Origin of the sequence: Mucilaginibacter mallensis (genome assembly GCF_900105165.1) — a bacterium.
Classification (GTDB): domain Bacteria; phylum Bacteroidota; class Bacteroidia; order Sphingobacteriales; family Sphingobacteriaceae; genus Mucilaginibacter; species Mucilaginibacter mallensis.
Window position 1 is genome coordinate 3,084,915 of the sequence record NZ_LT629740.1, and the last position, 20,400, is coordinate 3,105,314.

General features: G+C 40.4%; 14 protein-coding genes. 10 read left to right on the plus strand and 4 right to left on the minus strand.

Translation table 11 applies throughout. From position 1 onward, the window contains the following. Positions 1-207 precede the first annotated feature (207 nt). Positions 208-1,356: a sensor histidine kinase gene (locus tag BLU33_RS12725; RefSeq protein WP_091373261.1), complete on the plus strand. Its 1,149-nt coding sequence runs from the start codon at positions 208-210 to the stop codon at positions 1,354-1,356. On the opposite strand, the gene BLU33_RS12730 is transcribed toward BLU33_RS12725, so the two are convergent. After that, entirely contained in the window at positions 1,256-4,021 is a 2,766-nt protein-coding gene (locus tag BLU33_RS12730; RefSeq protein WP_172829250.1) for a lantibiotic dehydratase, read from the minus strand. The genes BLU33_RS12725 and BLU33_RS12730 overlap by 101 nt on opposite strands. A gap of 347 nt (positions 4,022-4,368) precedes the next feature. Between BLU33_RS12730 and BLU33_RS12735 the strand changes: the two genes are divergently transcribed. Further along, complete coding sequence (locus tag BLU33_RS12735; RefSeq protein WP_157682140.1) at positions 4,369-4,821, plus strand: hypothetical protein; 453 nt, start codon at positions 4,369-4,371, stop codon at positions 4,819-4,821. A 169-nt stretch (positions 4,822-4,990) separates the two neighbouring features. On the opposite strand, the gene BLU33_RS12740 is transcribed toward BLU33_RS12735, so the two are convergent. After that, positions 4,991-5,713 carry a sensor histidine kinase gene (locus tag BLU33_RS12740; protein ID WP_091373270.1) on the minus strand — a complete coding sequence of 241 codons (723 nt, stop codon included), beginning with the start codon at positions 5,711-5,713 and terminating at the stop codon, positions 4,991-4,993. A 441-nt stretch (positions 5,714-6,154) separates the two neighbouring features. Between BLU33_RS12740 and BLU33_RS12745 the strand changes: the two genes are divergently transcribed. Then, positions 6,155-7,531 (plus strand): helix-turn-helix transcriptional regulator, encoded by a 1,377-nt coding sequence (locus BLU33_RS12745; RefSeq protein WP_091373273.1) that lies wholly within the window; start codon positions 6,155-6,157, stop codon positions 7,529-7,531. A gap of 269 nt (positions 7,532-7,800) precedes the next feature. Here the strand turns inward: BLU33_RS12745 and BLU33_RS12750 are convergent, their stop codons facing one another. Together BLU33_RS12750 and BLU33_RS12755 are read right to left on the minus strand one after the other, a co-directional pair. Further along, a complete protein-coding gene (locus BLU33_RS12750; RefSeq protein WP_091373277.1) occupies positions 7,801-8,184 on the minus strand; it encodes a helix-turn-helix domain-containing protein in 384 nt (127 codons plus the stop codon). 98 nt (positions 8,185-8,282) lie between these two features. Further along, complete coding sequence (locus BLU33_RS12755; RefSeq protein WP_091373280.1) at positions 8,283-8,978, minus strand: MIP family channel protein; 696 nt, start codon at positions 8,976-8,978, stop codon at positions 8,283-8,285. A gap of 747 nt (positions 8,979-9,725) precedes the next feature. Between BLU33_RS12755 and BLU33_RS12760 the strand changes: the two genes are divergently transcribed. From BLU33_RS12760 to BLU33_RS12790, 7 genes are all read left to right on the plus strand, one after another. Further along, positions 9,726-10,397: a response regulator gene (locus BLU33_RS12760; protein WP_091373283.1), complete on the plus strand. Its 672-nt coding sequence runs from the start codon at positions 9,726-9,728 to the stop codon at positions 10,395-10,397. A gap of 62 nt (positions 10,398-10,459) precedes the next feature. Continuing rightward, positions 10,460-11,761 (plus strand): sensor histidine kinase, encoded by a 1,302-nt coding sequence (locus tag BLU33_RS12765; protein ID WP_091373286.1) that lies wholly within the window; start codon positions 10,460-10,462, stop codon positions 11,759-11,761. A 140-nt stretch (positions 11,762-11,901) separates the two neighbouring features. After that, on the plus strand, positions 11,902-13,197 hold the full coding sequence (locus BLU33_RS12770) for a TolC family protein (RefSeq protein WP_091373289.1): 1,296 nt from the start codon (positions 11,902-11,904) through the stop codon (positions 13,195-13,197). 19 nt (positions 13,198-13,216) lie between these two features. Further along, positions 13,217-14,317 (plus strand): efflux RND transporter periplasmic adaptor subunit, encoded by a 1,101-nt coding sequence (locus BLU33_RS12775; RefSeq protein ID WP_091373292.1) that lies wholly within the window; start codon positions 13,217-13,219, stop codon positions 14,315-14,317. A gap of 26 nt (positions 14,318-14,343) precedes the next feature. After that, a complete protein-coding gene (locus tag BLU33_RS12780) occupies positions 14,344-17,496 on the plus strand; it encodes an efflux RND transporter permease subunit (protein WP_091373295.1) in 3,153 nt (1,050 codons plus the stop codon). Between the two features lie 115 nt (positions 17,497-17,611). Then, positions 17,612-19,252 (plus strand): gliding motility protein RemB, encoded by a 1,641-nt coding sequence (locus BLU33_RS12785; protein WP_091373297.1) that lies wholly within the window; start codon positions 17,612-17,614, stop codon positions 19,250-19,252. An 11-nt stretch (positions 19,253-19,263) separates the two neighbouring features. Next, the gene (locus tag BLU33_RS12790; RefSeq protein WP_091373300.1) at positions 19,264-20,358 is read left to right on the plus strand and encodes a hypothetical protein; all 1,095 of its coding nucleotides are present in this window, start codon (positions 19,264-19,266) and stop codon (positions 20,356-20,358) included. The last annotated feature ends 42 nt before the right edge of the window (positions 20,359-20,400 follow it).

Below are 20,400 nucleotides of genomic sequence, written 5' to 3' on the forward strand. Positions count from 1 at the left end.
TAGTAACAGATGATGTTGTAGGATCTGTAGGATAATTAGCTTTTGTTGAGCCTGACTTGGGACGGTATACAAATAACGTACTACTCTGGATTTTAATTTTTTTTTGTTTCATGGTCTTTTTTCATGAAACTTATGATCAATTTTAGGGTGATAAAAGATACTTATACAGAATAACTGTTTTTCTATTTAAAATGGCATTTTAGCTTGATGAAGAAACTTGAAATTTGGCTTAAGCGTTACCGGCTGCATTTTTTAATCTGGGCTTTATATATTGCTTATGAATGCATCATGGTTGCCTTGGTATACGGCGATATTGCTAAACCCCTTGTTTACGTAACACATTATATAATAATACTTTGCTTATTTTACAGCCATGCTAATTTAGCTTTCGCATGGGCCCTGCAAAATAAACTAACAGCCATATGGAAACTACCTCTGGTTATCCTAGTAGAAGTTGGGGTTTATTTATTGTGCAGTTATGTAAATGATTTTGTGTTGGAAAAATTCCATATTATAGCTGTGGGCTCATTACATTTTTCAGATCAATATGTGATCAGAAACGGATACCGCTGCTTGTTCTTCGTCGGTTTTTCCTCGGGTTATTATTTTTTGAAGACTTACAGTAAGGAGCGCATAAAAACTGCAATACTCGAAAGGCAACGCTTAAATGAGATCATTTCAAGGCATAAAGCGGAACAAGATTTAACCAAAGCGCAGAATGCATTTTTAAAAGCACAGATAAACCCACATTTTTTGTTCAACACGCTTGATTTTATTTATCATCACATTATATCTGTTTCACCTGTTGCCGCTGATGCAGTTATTACACTTGCCGAAATGATGCGTTTTGCGATTGATGCCGATAAAGTGGGGGAATATATTAAACTTGGAGATGAGATTGACCAGGTTAATAACCTGCGATACCTTAGTGTTCTCCGCAAAAACGAAGAATTACCCTTTAGTTTTGCCTATGAGCCCGACATAAGGGAGCTTAATTTTATCCCACTGGTTTTATTGACCTTAGCGGAAAATATTTTCAAACATGGCGACCTAAGCAAAGGTCAGGCCGCCAGTCTAGAAGTTTATCTTAATGATAGCTTATTAATCATTGAATCAGACAATGTAAGCAGCCGTAGTCAGCATAACAGTCATGGCACCGGGCTTCTCAATATTGAAAAGCGTTTAAAATATGCCTATGGAGATGCTGTAGACTTCAATTATAGTCAACATAATGATGGTCATTTCAGGGTAATTATCAAAATACCGGTACAGCTGCTGCACGAAAATGCCCGTACTTTACCATTTTCAACAGGTATTGATAAAGAATGGCCTCATGAACACGTTGATCCGCGTTAAAAACACGGTTAATATGCATATGAACCAGGTCAGTAACCATGTTGAGTTTTTCCGGCCTTTCTTTACAATCGTCTATAATTTTACAAAATGCCTGTTCATAGCCAGTACTTAGTTTTGGTTCAGGCATGTCTTTTTTTAATTTTTCAAAGGATTGGTTAATCTTTTTATAATCAGCAGCCACAAATCCCCGTTCTATGGCGAATTGTTCTGCCACGGTTTTAATCACAGCCAAGCGCTTATTATCATCGGGGATAGCCAATGTATAAAGCCTATTCATTAATGCAAGGCTTAACTGATACAACTGCTTACCTGTAGTTACCGTTGAGATCAACCGGATTATATAGGTGCTGTCCATTCCGAAAAATGTCTCCACCAAATGCATCCGCCCTACCCCATATCGTGTTGTTTCAGGCCTGTAGGTTTTGAGCTGAATATCCTGGATCAGCCCATTTATACATAGTGGCCGCAGGTAGTTTTGTAAGTCATGGGTTAACTGGTGCCCGGCCTTTACATCCTTTAACTTTAGCCTTAAACGTATGTGCGGGCCCGGATCGGTATATCGGATAAAAAACCAGTTTCGAAGCAGCTTTTTATTTTTAGCTATAAAAGGGCTGATAAAGCGGCTCAAGATCTGGTCACTGCGCGAAGGGTGGGCATAAATTTCAAAGTATAACCATTCACTGCCCGGAAAATAAACTTCAGTTTCGTGTGGAATGGTAGCTAATGGATAAGTTTCATAGATTACTTTTTCATGGAAATAATGAGCAGTATACTGAGCGGCATAAGATTTCCCACCCTCATCCCTTACATCATCTGCTTCGTTAAGCAATGCTTCACTGATGTAGATCTCCTGCCCTGTTTGTTGTTTACAATATTGAATAAAAGCCTCAAGATCAATTTCATTTTCCGGGTCAAAGCACAGCGTTTGATCAGCGTGCCCGCATTTAAACAGAAAATTAATGTTGTTTTGCGCCAGCCATTTTTTTAACTGCATAAGGTTATCAATTTTGATAGTTACCCGCCACATAGCAACAGCTATGATTAGATTTTTATAAACTACGCGGGGATAATGATCCAGGCCCGGAAAAAAATCACGCAAGTTAAAATTCAGGTCTGAACGAAGTCCCTGGTGCTGGAGGTCACAGAAAAAACGGTAAACAGCCAGATCCGAACGGTTATAATTATATGCAGACGCGATACGTGGAACCAGACGTTTCTTATGCCGTTCTGACCATAATATAACTTCTCCATTTTTCACAGTTACGCATATATCAGCTAAAATAATAGCCGAGGTATGGCATGACCAGGTGACGATGGGTAGTTCTGCTCCGTAAAGTATTTTCCGCCGATTGATATTGTCCACATTCTTTTCTGCCTGGTATGCCACATCAAAGAAAAGTATACCGGGATTTGCCCGCTCCTCTATAGCTGCTATTTCCTTTCCAAGCTGGGCTACCTGGCTATTACCATGTGTAAACCGGCCAAGTAATGCGTTAGCTGTGCAGCCGCCTGCATTTTCAATAATGGCATGCCCCTGCCAGTAACGGCACATTACGCTGAAAGTATTGGGTAGTTTGTATAAACTGCCCGAATTCTTATTTTCAAATGTTTCCAGCCGGATGGTTCCCCCCTTTGTTATAGCGTTCAATAAAAACCTGTGCTGGGCGCTGAATGTAAAAGGTACGCCGGAGTTTTCCTGCCGTTGCAAACTTTCCACAAGGCTGCTCCACTCCCCTTTTGTGGGGCTTTGTATCATATCGCCGTAGCCAACACCTGCTTCCGGATCCAGTGCCAGGGCAAGTGAGATAACTTTCCCGTCAAATTTCCTGGTAAATTCCCGGCTAAAGGTTCCCAAATGGCCACTTTTATTTCCCGGCATAAAATCTTTTATAAAATCAATGTATTCGGGAATCAGCTTGAGCGGAGCCAGATTAAAGCTACCGCATTGCAATTCGCGGCTTGCCAATGTATATACCCGGTCACCTTGCGCTGATAATTGAAGCCGTGTAAAATAATCATCACCCGTAATATTAGGAAAACGCTCCGTGATCAGTAACTGGTTGTTAACCAGTTGCAGCAGCAGACTGTTCACTGACCGGGTTCCGAGCCTGAATCGAGCGTGCATCAGCCGGCAGATCTCCTGTCTTGTTTCCGCTTGCCCACTGCATAGTGATAAAATAACCGTCAGCTCCTCAAAACTATCAACGGAGACTAATTCGAACTGACCGTTTATATTTCTTATATAACGGATTTCATCACCAAGCTGATAATAAGTAGCATTAGACCGGAATAAACATGATGCTTTGACAAGCCCCTGAAGATCATCCAAAAGGTTATCTTTTTCAGACCAGTCCGTCAGTTTTACAATCATTGGTTTACGTTGCAGTATCACAGGGCTGATTATAGCACCGCCGGAGACAGGCAATATGCTGATAGCGGCAAAGCTGCCAAAGGGAGTTGCGCGGTACCGGGTCCGGTTAAAATATTTCCATACAGTGTGTTGTATTTTTTCATTGGCCTGGCTTAGCTGCAGATAGCTTAGTTCGGAGATGACCTCAAAAAACGCCGGAGATGCTTCCCTGATCATTTCTTTTAAGGCAGGCCAATGGTCTTTTAATTTATCGGCCGGGCTAAAGGCTGGGGTCCGGCAAATTGCGTTGGGCATTAGCTTAAGGGATGTCGGTTTAGTGCTAATCATTTACTGCTATTTTTCGTTCAAAACAAGTGTTTCGCGCGCCCGGTCTACTGTATTATTTACCAAAAGGTCGATTTCCGGGATGAAAAGGTAGTAATTCGTGATATACAGCGCCTAGCTGATGCCTGTGCTGCTGGTTTTAAGGCTTATTTTTAAAGTATTACTTGGCTTAAACCTAAACCGCCATTTATTACTGCTGTATGCTATCGCTGCTGCGGGTATTTAGCACAGAGCGCCCCACGGGGCTGCTCTGTGCTTTTTATAGAATTAACATGAATCCAACTGAACAATTTGGCCTGAATTGGTTATTAAACGCAATGACTTGTCCTGAAACCCGTTATAAGCGTTATTACTATGATAGTATTCAACAATTCCTCTTCCATATAGTGCTGCCAAATGATCGTGACGGTCCTATCCTGTTTTATGATGCGCTGGGTATCAGCGTAGATGGAAAGATATATCATGAACTTTTCATGCGAATGGAAAACTGCCATCGGCCCTACAGCGGTATCGTTGAGATCTGCAGGTTTACTATCGCCCAGAAAGTGGATATCCAACAAGCTTTCCTGAAAAGGTTGTACAAATGGCAGTATTTGATAAAGGTAACGGCTCAACAGGAAGAGGGTACCTTTATTCTTGATGAGGTACTGACTAAACCGGAATATGCGTTGCTGAAACCTGTCTGGAAAAAGTTCAAGCTGGAGGTTGCGCGTTATTATGTGCAGAGCCTTTCTCAGGCTACTGGAATACAGGTAGATCTTTCGCGCTAATGCAAATAACAAATGGATAGACTTGCATAGTCGCTTTTTTAAACTTAAAATATCTGACCATCGGTTAATTAATATCATTTCTATTAATCATTTGACTAATGAGATAAAGAGATGCTTATTCTGTTAAACAAAACAAGCTCTCTTTGTTAAAACCGCCCAACCTATACACTCACAAATTATGAATACCTGTTAATGGCAGGGAATAATAAAATGTAGTACCTGTACCAGGTACAGATTCAGCCCATATCTTCCCGTTCATTATCTGGATCATATCCCGGCAAATACTTAAAGCGATACCGGCCCCCTTAACATCACTATCACCACTTTCACTATATTCCTGATTGTAGAATATTCTTTTCAGTTTTTCAGCTGTCATTCCCTTGCCCTGATCTTTAAAGGCTACGGTAATGGCATTTTTATGAACACTACTGCTTACACGGATTACCCCACCAGGCATGGAATATCTGGTGGCATTATTTAAGATATTGCGATTAATAAACTGCAGCATTTCCTTATGTACATAAATGAGCTGGCTTTCCGGCACATGATTGACCACACTAACAGTCTTACCAATCTGATCGTACAGATATAAACTATTGGCTTCGTCGATCAGTTTGTTTAAAAACAATGGCTCGGTTCTATAGATAAATCCTGAATCTTGAGATTTCCTCCACTGCAACAAACCATCCAACAACTCAATACTTTTTGATGCGGTATCCCGCATATCGTCAAAGATCATGAGTAATTCTTTCTGTGACAGTTTTTGATTGGTATGTTTAATCATATCTATAAACGAAATAAACGTCGCAAAGGGTTGCCTCAGGTCATGCGCAAGTATAGAAATCAACATATTACTGAAATGGTCTCGTTCATTCAGTTCTTTCACTTTCATTGTAATTTATGGGTTAGCTATATTTTTAATGTGTATTATCGTTTTTGCTAATAGATGATTTTATAACAGGCCAAACAGAAATGCTTATTCTGTAGCATTATCGCTATCTGATGCAAAGAAATGGCTTAACATTCATCAGGAAAAATATAAAGACACTCATATCTACTCACTAACGTTTAATAAATTGACGATAAACATATATGATGCAGCAGAGCTCATAAATCACATTGATAAAAAGCAACAAGAATGATCACTAATCAACCCGCATTTTTTTATATTGCGGGCTGTTGCCTATGAGATTACTTATTGAATTTCAGGTTGTATCATCAGGCAAGTAGATGTGAGTGTATAATTATCATTAATATTTCCTCCGGAAGATGTTTTTTTGCACCTTCAATATGTTATAAAAAACATGCTGTCTAAATCATCGTAATCGTACACATGAATATATCTTATACCTGGGCCCTGGCCAGAAAAATCCTTATTGTATTTCTTGCACTAACTATTCTTTCTTCAATAGCAGCACTGCTGATACGTAACAGCATTACACAAAAATTAGTAGACTTAACCAAACTGGCAAAACCTGTTGGCCAGGATGAAGTTGAGGCTGAACAAATACTCATGTTGCTCCATCAGGCAGAAAACGATTTTCAGGAGTCATTGTTAAGTGCTAACAGCAGGAAAAGTATAGATTATAAAACCCACCTCTCACTGGCTTTTAACCAGATAGATACATTATTAAAAGCCGAATATGATACATCGAAGCTAAACGTACAGCAAAGAAAAGATGTAAAATTCTGGTACCTGAAAAAACTGAAACTGTCGGATGATCTCAGGATGTTAAAATATAACTTTGATACCTTACTAACATTTTATGCAGGCTTTAACAGTGCTTTAAATGACAACACACCCGAAACTTCGAGCCTCCATAACAGCAGACAAAGCACCAAAGAAAGCACCAACATCGTTCGCAAACCAGACTCCGAAAACAAGAAAGGGCTTTTTGGAAGGATAAAAGACGCGATAGCCAATAAGAACGGCAGTACTATTGTAGAAATTAACCATACCAAAAATATCGGGGTCACCACAGATATTACCTCACAAAAGATCCTGGCGCAGGATAAAAAAGCATATGTAAAAAAACTACAGCAGCTACAGCAACAGAATGTAAAACTGCTTGATATGCAGCGAAAGTTGATCACATTAAACACCTATATCAATAATGAGCTCGAACGTATCGTTAATGAATCAAAAGAAATAAACTACCACGTTGCAGACGAGTTCAGGGAAACGGCATTTAAAAACTACCAGGAAACCACCTCGCTACTGAATAGCTTTTATTTAGTCGCTTTGTTTCTCGTACTCATATTCGCGGTTTTATTGATCCTATTTATACTTCAGCTAAATAAAGCGGAGCTATTATTAAGAAAAGAGAATAGCCGCTCAATAACCAGGGCACAAGAGAAAATAAATGAGCTGGTAGCGAAAATAGAAAGCAGCGAAAAAACAATCACATCATCAAAGATTGAAGAACTAAAAGAAGTAGTGCAGCTGGTCATCAGCAATAACCCGGCTTTTTTAACAAAATTTAACGAACTGGATCCCGATTTTTGCCAGAAACTATTAAGTGCCGCCCCTAACCTGGTAGCCACAGAAATTGAATTTTGCATCCTGCTGCGGCTTAATTTTGAAACAAAAGAAATTGCGCGTTATACTAAAAGTTCCGTACGGGCAGTAGAAGGCAAAAAATACAGGATCAGAAGAAAGTTGAACATCCCATCTGATCAGGACATTACCATATGGATGATCAATATATGAGGTTAACCGGTTGGGCAAAACTATAAACGGAGCCTAATAATTAACTATTGATGTTTGGACATTTTGACATAATATCCCTTTTTACATTTGGCACAATAATGCCTTTGCAAGGGTAAAAAAAAGAAAAGTTTCTTTATAATCCATGGCCGGTGTAATTGCCAGTGAAATGATGCCCCGCATTTTGGGCAATAATAGATCTTGTGTGCAGGTATATTGTCTTGCATAATAACTCCTGATCCGTTTTTATTTAGAAAAAATGGGGATATCAGTCATATCCCCACGTTAATAACAGCCTGCTGCTTTTTTCCTTTGAGTTCCTCACGCAGTTTATATATCTTAAATTGTAATTCTTCAACTTCTACATTGCGATCAGCCAGGGTTTTATAAAGCGTATTTGATGCCTCATTTTTATCTTCTGCATACGGATCGTAAATTGCTACCAATTCAACCAGTCTTACTTTCAAAACCCTGGCAATTTGTTCCAGCCTGGATAAGTTAATATCTGTAAATCCATTTTCAATATTCGAAAAAGCGGAAGTAGATATCCCCAATTGGCTAGCCACATACCGCTGGCTCCAACGGTAATGAAGACGTAAAATCTTAATATTTTCGCAAACAGATTGACTTAGCAATCCTTTACTTAATTTGTTCATATATTATTTACCCTGATTGTAATACACTATAATATTCATTACACACATCTGCCGTTCAGCACCAAATTATTTTAGCTTTATTCCACTTGTTGCTTTGTTTAGCACAATTCCAGCATACGCCATACATATCCTCCTGCTATACCCCCAATAACAGGCCCGAGAATAAACACCCAAAGATTAGAAAGCGCTGCACCGCCTACAAATAAAGCAGGGCCTATGCTCCGCGCAGGATTCACGGAAACCCCTGTTAACGGGATGCCCACAATATGTATCAGCGTTAATGTAAATCCAATGATCAGGCCTCCGAACGCTGCTTTATCTTTATTTACTTTACTGGTAACACCATGTATTACTACTAAAAAGATGCACGTAAAAACAATTTCAGCGATCAAACCGGTCAGCAGTGAATAACCACCCGGCGATCCGCCTGCTACTCCATTTTGACCTAAGCCATTAGCGGCCAGGCTATAACCAGGTTTACCGCCTGCAAGTGTGTATAAAATACCCGCTGCCGAAATAGCCCCCGTTATTTGACCTACTATATAAGCAAGGGCATCTTTTCCACTTATTTTTCCAAGAGAAAGCATTGAGATAGTAATAGCAGGGTTAAGATGACAACCAGAGATATTACCTATAGTATAAGCCATAGCCACAACGGATAGGCCGAAGGCAAAAGCAATTCCTAAAAAACCGACATTATGGCCAGCAAGTACAGCGCTGCCGCACCCCATAAGTACCAGAACAAGTGTACCAAAGAACTCAGCAAAAACTTTTTTTGATAAAGATATCTTCATGATTTATTGCGTTTAAATTGTTTAATTAAACACGGCAAAGAACTGATTTTGGTAGAGATCGCCTGCTACGCACATCTACACACAAAAGTTAACACACTGGCTATCAACAATAATTGGCAACACTACAAATAGTAGAAAAGTCATTATTGTAGCTGAATTGCATTACGATCATCAAAATAAAAGCGACCTCACGGCCGCTTTTATCATTAACACAACTTGCTGCCTTCCTAAGGTTACCGTTTTACATGTGACCTGTGTACGGCGTGCTTCTTACGGTGATGTTTGTAGTGATGCTTTACAGGTGCTGCATAAGAATCCATCGCTCCAAAACATATGAGCGAGAGCAATAGAAGGATAGGGAGTTTTTTCATACTACTTGAATTGTTTATTTTAAAAATTGATGTGCAAATAAATGCTTAAGGCGTAATTTTCAATAAAATCAAACTACTCACATCTACACACCAAATCCAAATAATTAGTAATCAATAAATTAGTTATTTAACAATTGCTATTGGTTCTAAATTCTTTCTACTCACGAAAGTTTAGTGCAGTGCAACTCGAAGCTTAAAAAGTATACTTCGACCCCCAAAACATATTAAGCTTCCTGCCTCATCCCTACTTCCCCATGTCCGGCGCATGATATGCCTGACATTAGAATTCATCTAATCTCCATTAGAATCCTCTAATGCGTTAAGTATTCGATTTAAAAGCCGATACCTTTGAAAATAATTTATAGCAAACCCCACTATGAATATTTTATTGATCGAAGACGAGCCTAAAGTGGCCGCTTTTATAAAAAAAGGACTGGAAGAACAATTCCACCAGGTTAAGCTGGCCTATGATGGCAATATGGGCCGCAAACTGGCGCTTGAAGAGGATTTTGAACTGATTGTGCTGGATGCCGTTCTACCTGAATTAAATGGCTTTGAAGTTTGCAAACAGATCAGGAAATTTAAAAAAGAGCTGCCTATACTTATGCTCAGCGCACTGGGAACGGTTAACGACAAGGTTAACGGTTTGGAAAGCGGTGCCGATGATTATCTAACAAAACCCTTTCATTTCGAAGAATTACTGGCCCGTATTAAAGCTTTGGACAGGCGACGGACAACTGTGCTTCCAGGCACTGTGTATGAGGTAGCCGATCTGCAAATGGATTGCTACAGAAAAACCATTACCAGGGCCGGTAATATGATCATTTTAACGGTAAAGGAATTCACACTGCTTGAAGTGCTAATGTATAATAAGAACCGTGTTCTGTCGCGAACTTATATTGCAGAATCAGTTTGGGGGATCAATTTTAACCGTGGCACCAATTTAATTGATGTTTATATTAACTACTTACGTATCAAAATTGACAAGGGGTACGACAAGCAATTAATCCAAACAATAATTGGAATGGGTTATATGATACGTGATTAGTTTAGTCAGAAAGAGGGGCTGCATTGAAAGTTAGAAGCCGGTTATCTGTACAATTTACTTTGATGTTTGCTGTGTTAATGCTAATGGTGTTGACAGGTATCTACTTTTTTGCGGCACACAACCGGGTTAACACTTTTTTTGAAAAACTGGACGACCGCGCCACTACTGTTGCTCAATTTTACCTTGCTCAGGATAATCTATCCAACGAGAATTTTAAAGACGTACTACGGAAATTTCCCCAGTCATTATCCGGCGAAACAATACGTATCTACAATGATCATTTCCAGTCCCAGTTTATTCCGGGCGGCGCTGTACATTGGGATGTGAGCATTCTTAAACAAGTTGTTAATCAAAGAAAGGTTCAATTTTTCCAGGATGACCGGCAGGTAACCGGAATTTACTATAAAGATAACTCCGGCAACTTTATTATAATGGTGGCTGCCATAGATGATTCCGGCTATCATTATTTAAACGATTTGCGCCTGATCATGCTTTTCTTTTTCCTGGCAGCATTAGTGATCACTTATGTAATGGGCAGCGTATTTTCAAAAGTAGCTTTGCTGCCTATTGTAAAAATCACCCGTAATTTAAAAAGGATCAGATCTTCAAGTTTGGATCTAAGGCTACCCATCGCACCTAAAAAAACCGATGAAATTGATACATTATCGGTAACAATTAATCAACTGCTGGAGCATTTGGAGCAGTCATTTGAAAGCCAGCGGTCGTTCATCGCCCATGCCTCCCACGAATTGCGCACACCTATAACCACTATACTTGGCGAGGCGGAAACCACGCTGGTGATGGACAGGCCACAAAGCGAATATCAGTCATCGCTCATCAACATTATCAGGGAAACAGAAAGACTTAACCAGATCATTAACAGCCTGATGGAACTGGTACAAACTGATATAGCTAACTATGAATTCCATAATATCAGCATGGATGAATTACTATGGGAAATAATAGATGAATTAAGCGAGGAAAATATAGATATACAATATAATCTGCTTGCAAACCGCACCAAATATACTTTACAGGGCAACAGGCAGCTACTTTTTATCGGCATTAATAATATCATTAAAAACGCCATCAAATTTTCAGGCAAACAAAAGGTTTACTGTGCATTATTTTGCGATGAACATGGCGTAAACATAACCATACGCGATGAAGGTATCGGTATTGGGCCAAAAGACATGAGCCGCATTTTTCAGCCTTTTTATAGGGCGCCAAATGCTTTAAATTATTCGGGATATGGTATTGGCTTGTCACTTACCCATAACATTGTAAAGCTGCATAATGGAACCATCAACGTTACATCCACGCTACATAAAGGAACTACCTTTCACGTAATTTTTCCGCATTAGCATATCATTCTTTAGCGCCACATTAGAAAATTTTAATAACAATCTAATCACTGCCTAATGTGAGATTAAGTATGTACTAATAGCGTACCAGTACTTTTGACTATATCACTTAAATCGTTTTACCGGCTAATTATAGCATTATGTGTTCAAAATTTATTAAAATTCTTTTATGTATAGTAGCTGGCTTGCTGCTGTCACAATCCGGTGCATTTGCACAGGTACCTGGCAATGACACGCTTAAGATCACGATACAGCAAGCCGAAGAACAATTTTTAAAAAGCAACCTGCAGCTGATAGCTCAACACTACAACATTGGTATTGCTGATGCGCAGGTGATAACAGCTAAATTATTCCCCAATCCTGATTTCAACATTTCTACAGGGCTTTACAACCCAGGTACGCATAAGTTTTTTGATCAAAGTTCCGGGCAGGACGAATATGCGGGGGGAATCTCTCAATTGTTTACCACGGCCGGTAAGCGCAATAAAAATATCCAGTTAGCAAAACTAGGTGTAACGCAGGCTAAATATCAATTTTTTGATTTGTTAAGGACGCTTAAAGCTTCGCTTCGCAATGATTTTCTTACCATTTACTTTCAGCAACAATCAGTCAAGGTATATGACCTGGAGATTCGTTCCCTGCAGCAAATGCTGAAGGCATACAAAGAGCAAAATGCCAAAGGCAATGTTGCCGAAAAGGATGTTCTGGGTATCCAGTCGCAGCTATATTCATTGCAGGCCGAATTGGCAGGCCTGGTCGTATCCATTGATGGCTCTATCAGTCAGCTTCAGTTATTGATCAGGGCAAAGCCGGGTACCTATATCGAACCAGAATATAATTATGATATGGACGGGAAGGATATTTTGTCAACGGTGCCCTATCAAAAATTGCTGGACTCGGCATACAGCAACCGTTACGACCTGAGGCAGGCCAAATTAGCTATTGATTACAACGACATGAACTTAAAATATCAGAAAGCGTTGGCTATGCCCGACTTTAATCTGTCGCTGGGATATGATAAGCGTGGCAGTTATATAATCAATTACAATTCATTAGGCATCGAGTTTAATTTGCCATTCTTTAACCGGAACCAAGGGGGTATTAAACAGGCTGAATTAACTATAGACCAAGGTAAAGTACAGTTACAGGGCCAGCAAGATCAGGTAGAAAACGATATATCAGTTAATTATCTGATAGCCTCCCGCTACGAAAAATTGAGCAACAGTTTCGATCCCCAGTTTAAAGGCGACTTTACTCACCTGATACAGGAGGTGCTTAAAAACTATAGAACAAGGAATATTGGCTTAATAGAATTCCTGTATTTCTACGATTCCTATAAAGTAAATGCGGTACAGTTAAATAACATTCACCTAAACAGGGTCACTGCTCTCGAACAACTCAATTACGTTACAGGCACACCTTTTTTCAATCAATAAAATAAAATCAAGTTTCCTCATGAAGAGATCAACTATAAAATCTAATATATCCATTATCATGTCACTTGCACTGATATGGAGTATTTGCTCCTGCCATACTGCAACTGATGAAGACACAAGGGCACCGTATGTTGTACCCGATTCTTTAATGAATACACTAAAAGTTGATACGGTAAAAGTTGGGGCTATTACTGACGCTATAAAATTTAATGGCCTCGTAAACTTTAATACCGATAAGGTTGTAAACGTTTTTCCACTGGTTAGTGGCAATGTACAAGACATTACTGTTGCACCCGGCGACTTTGTAAAAGCAGGGCAAGTATTAGGCCTGGTAAAAAGCGCCGAAGTAGCCACCTATAATGCCGCGCTGGTTAATGCTGAAACCAATGTGCAGCTTACCGCAAGGCAGTTGGATCAGCAAAAATCACTGTACAACAGCGGCCTGGCATCACAGGTTGATATAACTAATGCGCAGGTTACCTACCAACAGGCCGTTGCCGCCAAAATTGCAGCCGAAAAGATATTGAGCATTAACGGAAATAATAAAAATGGTGAATTCGCGATAAAATCGCCGATTGATGGCTTCATCGTTCAAATGAATATCTCTAATGGTATGGCTATACGTACGGATAATAACGGGGGGCTTTTTACCATATCTGATCTTAAAAATGTTTGGATTGAGGCCAACGTTTATGAGGCAAATATAGGCAAAGTACGCCAGGGCGATACGGTACAGGTTACCACCATTGCTTATCCGGATAAAGTTTTCGCCGGCAAAGTTGATAAACTGATGAATGTGCTTGATCCTACCAGTAAAACCATGAAAATGCGTGTGGTAATGCCAAACCCAGGCTATTTATTAAAGCCGCAAATGTTTGCTACCGTAACGCTTAGTGATCATGAAAGTAAACAGGCTATATCGGTTTCGGCAAAGGCATTGGTTTTTGATAACAGCCAGTACTATGTAGTAGTGGTAACCGGCAAAAAAGATGTACAGATAAGGCCTGTACAAGTAATTAGCAACAACGGAACAACAGCCTATATACAAAGTGGCCTTAAACCCGGCGAAAGGGTAATAGCATCAAACGCTATACTCATTTATGGTTCGCTAAACAATTAAACTAACATTATTAAAATATATAAATAATGATAAAAGTTCTTAAAGGCATCATCGGGTTCTCGCTAAAAAATAAATACTTCATTTTATTTCTGGCCGGATTACTCGTTGTAGCAGGTATCATCACCTTTATGCAAATGCCGATAGAGGCATTTCCGGATGTAACCAATACCGAAATTGATATTATTACCCAATGGCCTGGCCAAAGTGCCGAAGAGGTTGAAAAACTGGTTACCATTCCAATAGAGATCGCTCTAAACCCGGTTCAAAAAAAGGTAAGTCTGCGCTCTACTACCATATTTGGCTTAAGCTATGTGAAAGTGATCTTTGACGATCATGTAGAGGATCAGGAGGCAAGGCAACAAGTTATGTTTTTACTGGGTAATGCCGCATTACCTACCGGTATTACACCATCGGTACAGCCGCCAACTGGCCCAACAGGTGAAATCTTCAGGTATACGCTAAAAAGCACCTTCAGGGATGTAAGAGAATTAAAAACAATACAGGATTGGGTAATCGACCGCCGCTTAAGGGCTATCCCCGGTATTGGCGACATTAACAGCTTTGGTGGCAAAACAAAAACCTATGAAATAACGGTCGACCCAGGCAAACTTGCCACATTAGGCATCACGCCGCTTGATGTTTATGCTGCCGTACAAAAAACGAATATCAATGTGGGCGGCGACATGATCACGCAGAATAATCAGGCCTTCGCTGTAAGAGGTTTGGGGCTGATAAAGGATGTAAATCAAATAAAAAACATTGTCATCAGTAATAACAATGGCGTGCCGGTTTTGGTGAATGATGTAGCAAGTGTCGATATTTCAAATGTCCCACGTTTGGGATGGGTTGGCCGCAGCGATGCTATTATTGATAAGGATGGCAAACGACAAGTAACAGATGATGAAGATGCTGTAGAGGCTATCATTGTTATGCGCAAAGGCAGTAACCCTACTGAAGTTGTGAGCGCTTTAAAAGCAGAGATCAACAAGCTAAACAATGATGTGCTGCCTGCTGATACAAAGATAATACCCTATTACGATCGCTCAGACCTGATCGGCTATGCCACTCATACGGTGCTGCATAACCTTATTGAAGGCATATTACTGGTAACTTTCCTGGTATCCTTATTCATGTTCAACTGGCGGACAACGCTTATCGTTTCCATTATCATTCCCCTGGCCCTCCTCTTTGCCTTCATTTGCCTGCATCTGATGGGTATGTCGGCTAATTTACTCTCTTTGGGCGCTGTAGACTTTGGGATAATTATAGATGGTGCCGTGGTTATGGTTGAGGGCATGTTTGTGATACTTGATCACAAAGCCATGCAAATGGGCATGAACCGCTTTAACAAAGTGGCCAAACTTGGCATCATCAAAAATAATGGAGCGGTATTGGGTAAGGCTATCTTTTTTGCAAAACTGATCATCATTACCGGTTTACTGCCCGTATTCGCCTTTCAAAAGGTGGAGGGTAAACTATTCTCGCCGCTGGCCTTTACTTTGGGCTTTGCACTGTTGGGCGCATTAATAACTACGCTTACCCTGGTGCCGGTGCTAATCAGCATGCTGCTTAAAAAGAATGTACATGAAAAGCATAACCCTTTTGTACACGCTTTATCGGGCTTTATGCTTTTTGGCTTTACTAAAGCCTTTAGGTATAAAACGCTTGTGGTTGTTACCTCCTTTATAGTTATGGCAATAGGGTTATTCTCCTTCAAATTCCTGGGCAGCGAATTTTTGCCCGAACTGGATGAAGGTGCTATATGGCTGAGGGTGCAATTACCTTATAGTGTATCACTCGATAAATCAGTAGAAACAGCAAAACAGGTACGGTCAATATTAATGACATTTCCACAGGTACAATACGTGGTTTCGCAGACAGGGAGACCAGATGATGGTACCGATGTAGCGGGTTTTTATAACAATGAATTTGATGTGCTGATGTACCCCGAAGATGACTGGAAACCAAAAGTCACCAAGGAAGAACTGATAGCACAAATGAATAAGAAGCTATCCATATTGCCGGGTGCCGATCTGAACTTTTCCCAGCCTATCAGTGATAATGTGGAGGAAGCGGTATCTGGTGTGAAAGGTTCCATCGTGGTAAAAGTATATGGCGATTCGCTCAATTATATGGAGGGAAAAACCGATGAGATTTACAATGTATTGAAAGGCATAAGGGGGATAGAGGATTTGGGCGTATTGAAAAGTATTGGCTTGCCCGAGCTGGATATCAACCTTGACCAGCAAAAGATGGCAAAGTACGGCGTATCAACCTCAGATGCAAATGCGGTGATAGCTATGGCTATTGGTGGTACTGCAGCCTCCACCTTATATGAAGGCGTCAGGACTTTTGATATCAGGGTACGTTTTCCGGCAGCCTTCCGCGGAACGCCTGACGATATTGGCAATCTGCTGGTACCTACTCAAAGCGGTTCAAAAGTACCTGTTAAGGAAATTGCCAGTATCACGCAAAAAACCGGTCCTTGCCTCATTTTCAGGGATGAGAACGAGCGCTTTGCAACCCTTAAATTTTCTATCCGCGGCAGGGATATGGGTAGTACCATTAGCGAAGCGCAGCAAAAAGTTAATGCTAAAGTTAAACTGAAACGAGGCTATCACATGGCCTGGCAAGGTGACTTTGAAAACCAGCAACGTGCTGAAAAGCGGTTGACCCAAGTTGTACCGGTAAGTTTAGCGCTCATATTTTTATTACTGTTCGTAATGTTTGGCAATTTTAAAGATGCCGCGCTGGTATTCCTGAACGTTCCCTTTGCCATAGTGGGCGGTATTGCGGCTTTACTTATAACGGGCACCAATTTCAGCATATCGGCAGGTATTGGTTTCATTGCCCTGTTTGGCATTTGTATACAGGATGGTGTACTGCTTATTACCGTATTTAAACAAAACCTGGATACTATACGAGGTGAACGCCTCACCCTGTATACGGCTATAAAGCTGGGTGTAAACTCCAGGATCAGGCCGGTAATGATGACAGCCCTGATGGCCGCTATAGGTTTGTGTCCTGCCGCGCTTTCGCATGGCATCGGCTCTGAAAGTTCAAGGCCATTAGCCAGGGTGGTAATTGGTGGTATCCTATGCGCAATGGTGTTTAGCCTTTGGGTTTTCCCATTAATTTTTGGCTGGGCTTATCGCAAAGTTGATGATACAACAAGATAATATAAAAATACTTAATACCCCTAAGTTCCATTGAGTTTGTTGAAGGCGGTGCAGTTTTGCACCGCCGGATACAATTATCTAAAATGCATTATGGTAAAAATTTAACCCGATTATTATGAAGCCTGTTTACCTGTTAAGAAAATATAAGTTCCTTGTTATACTATCATTCTTATGTCTAATTCAGATTCATTCATCATTTGGGCAATCCCAATATCAGCCCTATTCGTATGATTTTTATCAGAAACTGGATGCTGATGCCTATTCAACCACTACCCGTGAGCATACTGCATTAAGGCCATTTTTTGTGGATGATTCCATCTTAAAAGTTCATTATGATTCATTAATGAACATCAATAACGATGGTAAAAAACATGGCTGGGGATATAATAAACTATTTAATGAACACCTGATCGATATCAAATCAGCCAACAGTACTTTTTATGCTGATCTTTTACCCGATTTTACCATGGGTAAGAACTACCTGGGTGGTAAAGAAAGCACTTCACTGGTATCCTATGGCTTTCAATTTGGGGGTACTATAAGCAATAAGTTTTCTTACAATTTCACAGGCTTTGAAAACCAGGGCAATTTCCCGGAATATATATCAACCTATATCAACCAAACGGGTATAATCCCGGGCCAGGCACGTGCCAAAATATATGGACTAGACAGCTACGACTGGCAGGACTATACCGCCAATGTATCTTTTACCCCCAATAAATACCTGAATATTACCTTAGGGCACGATAAAACCTTTATAGGCGATGGTTACCGCTCAACATTGCTATCTGATTACGCTTCGCCATACCCCTTCCTGAAATTAACCGCCGACCTGGGCAATGTGAAATACATGGTAATGTGGGCCTATTTTAATGACCCTATTGATCTGGATGCCAATGGCAATGACCGGACCAAATGGGGCGTTTTCCATTATTTAGACTGGAATGTAAGCAACCGTCTTTCATTCGGTTTCTTTGACTCCATCATTTGGTATAACCGGGACAATGCAGGCAACTACCGTGGCTTTGATGTAACGTATTTACAACCAATCACCTTCCTTCGCCCGCTTGAGGCATCAAACGGGTCACCGGATAATGCTTTGATTGGCTTTACAGGAAAATACAAGATCACTAACGGCATAACACTCTACAGCCAATTTGCTCTGGATGAATTTGAAGCAAAAAACTTTTTTTCAGACAACGGCAGTTCACGTAATAAATATGCATGGCAAGCCGGTTTTAGAGGAGCTAATATATTTAATGTAAAGGGTTTAAATTATCTGGTAGAGATGAATAATGCTAAACCCTATACCTACTCCGAACGTGGCCCTATCATCAACTATGCCGCAAACGGCGACCCACTGGCACAACCCTGGGGAGCCAACTACCGCGAAGTGGTTGGATTGTTAAACTACAGCTACAAAAGATTTGATTTTTCACTGGAAGGCGATTTTGGATATTATGGACTTGATGTTGATGGACTGAATTATGGAAAAGATCCATTCCAGGACTATACTACCCCGGCAAAAACATTAGGCAATTTTACCGGGCAGGGATTAAGCACACACATGTATTACGCTGATAGTAAAATTGCTTATATAATCAACCCTAAATATAACCTGCGTGTAGAGTTAGAAGGCCTGTACCGCGACGAAATAAACAGCCAGTTCAATGATAAAACAGCCTTGATTACCATTGGCATCCGCAGTTCATTCAGGGCTATATATACCGATCTGGCCAGTTTTCAAACACATTAATTTCAAAAAAAATGATTAAAAAGTTCTACTTACTCCTCACCCTTTCTTTTTTAACATCTGCAGTTGCTTTCGCGCAGCAAACAAATTTTATAGATCAGGAAGTCATTTCAGGAGATACCAGTAAAATAAGTACCACAAATACAGGTTCGGTTGATTTTCATTTCAACGCGCTTGGCTGGCTGGATAACCGCGAGTATAAAGCCTTTATCCCCCGCTCCCGCACCTATTCGGGCACACGTACAGAGATTGATTTTGGGTTAAATATAGACAGCCTGAACCATTTTGTTGTTGGTACAAACGCCATACACGAGTTTGGCGCCATACCGTATTTTTTAAATGCTGTTCCGGTAGCTTATTACAATTTTAAAAACTCACACTGGCTGTTTAATGCTGGTGAATTTCCGCGCGCCGGCTTAATTGACGACTATCCACGTGCTATGCTGAATGACACCCTAATGTACTACCGCCCAAATGTGGAAGGTTTACTGGCAAAATACAGCTCTGCAAATTTTACTGAAACAGGCTGGATAGATTGGGTAAGCCGCCAAACCGACACCCAGCGCGAAGAGTTTTTATTTGGTGCCGAAGGTAAATACACCCCTAACGTGGAAGGCCCGTTCTATATCAGGAATTATTTTTTAGAAGAACATGATGCAGGTGCTGCCATACTACAGCCTGATGATCATATTTTTGACAATGCAGCTATCGAGATACGATTAGGATTAGATTTCAGCCATAAAACTGTATTTGATTCCTTGTCATTTGAAGCAGGAAACCTGTCCTCTTTCTTAAGGGAACGCGGCGTTACCGGTTGGCAAACTAAAAACGGCTTTGTATTTAGCGCTTATGCCGGCTATCATCGTTTTGGCATATTCGAAGAGTTTTATAAAGGGCAGGGCAGCATTATTTATTATGGCGATTCTTATTACGAAAAATCATTTTATAACAGGATAGATCTGAGCTGGACGCCCTTTTTATCGGGCCGGGTTAAAGGCCAGTTTATAGCCAGCTTCCACTTCTCTCCCGGTCACTTCAATGACAATCAGGAAGTTTTCAGGGTGACCTATGACATTGGCAGAAAAACAATAGCCAGGTTTAAGGATTAATAAAAATTGCTGATTAAGGCACTTCAAAAGATCTACAAAAAC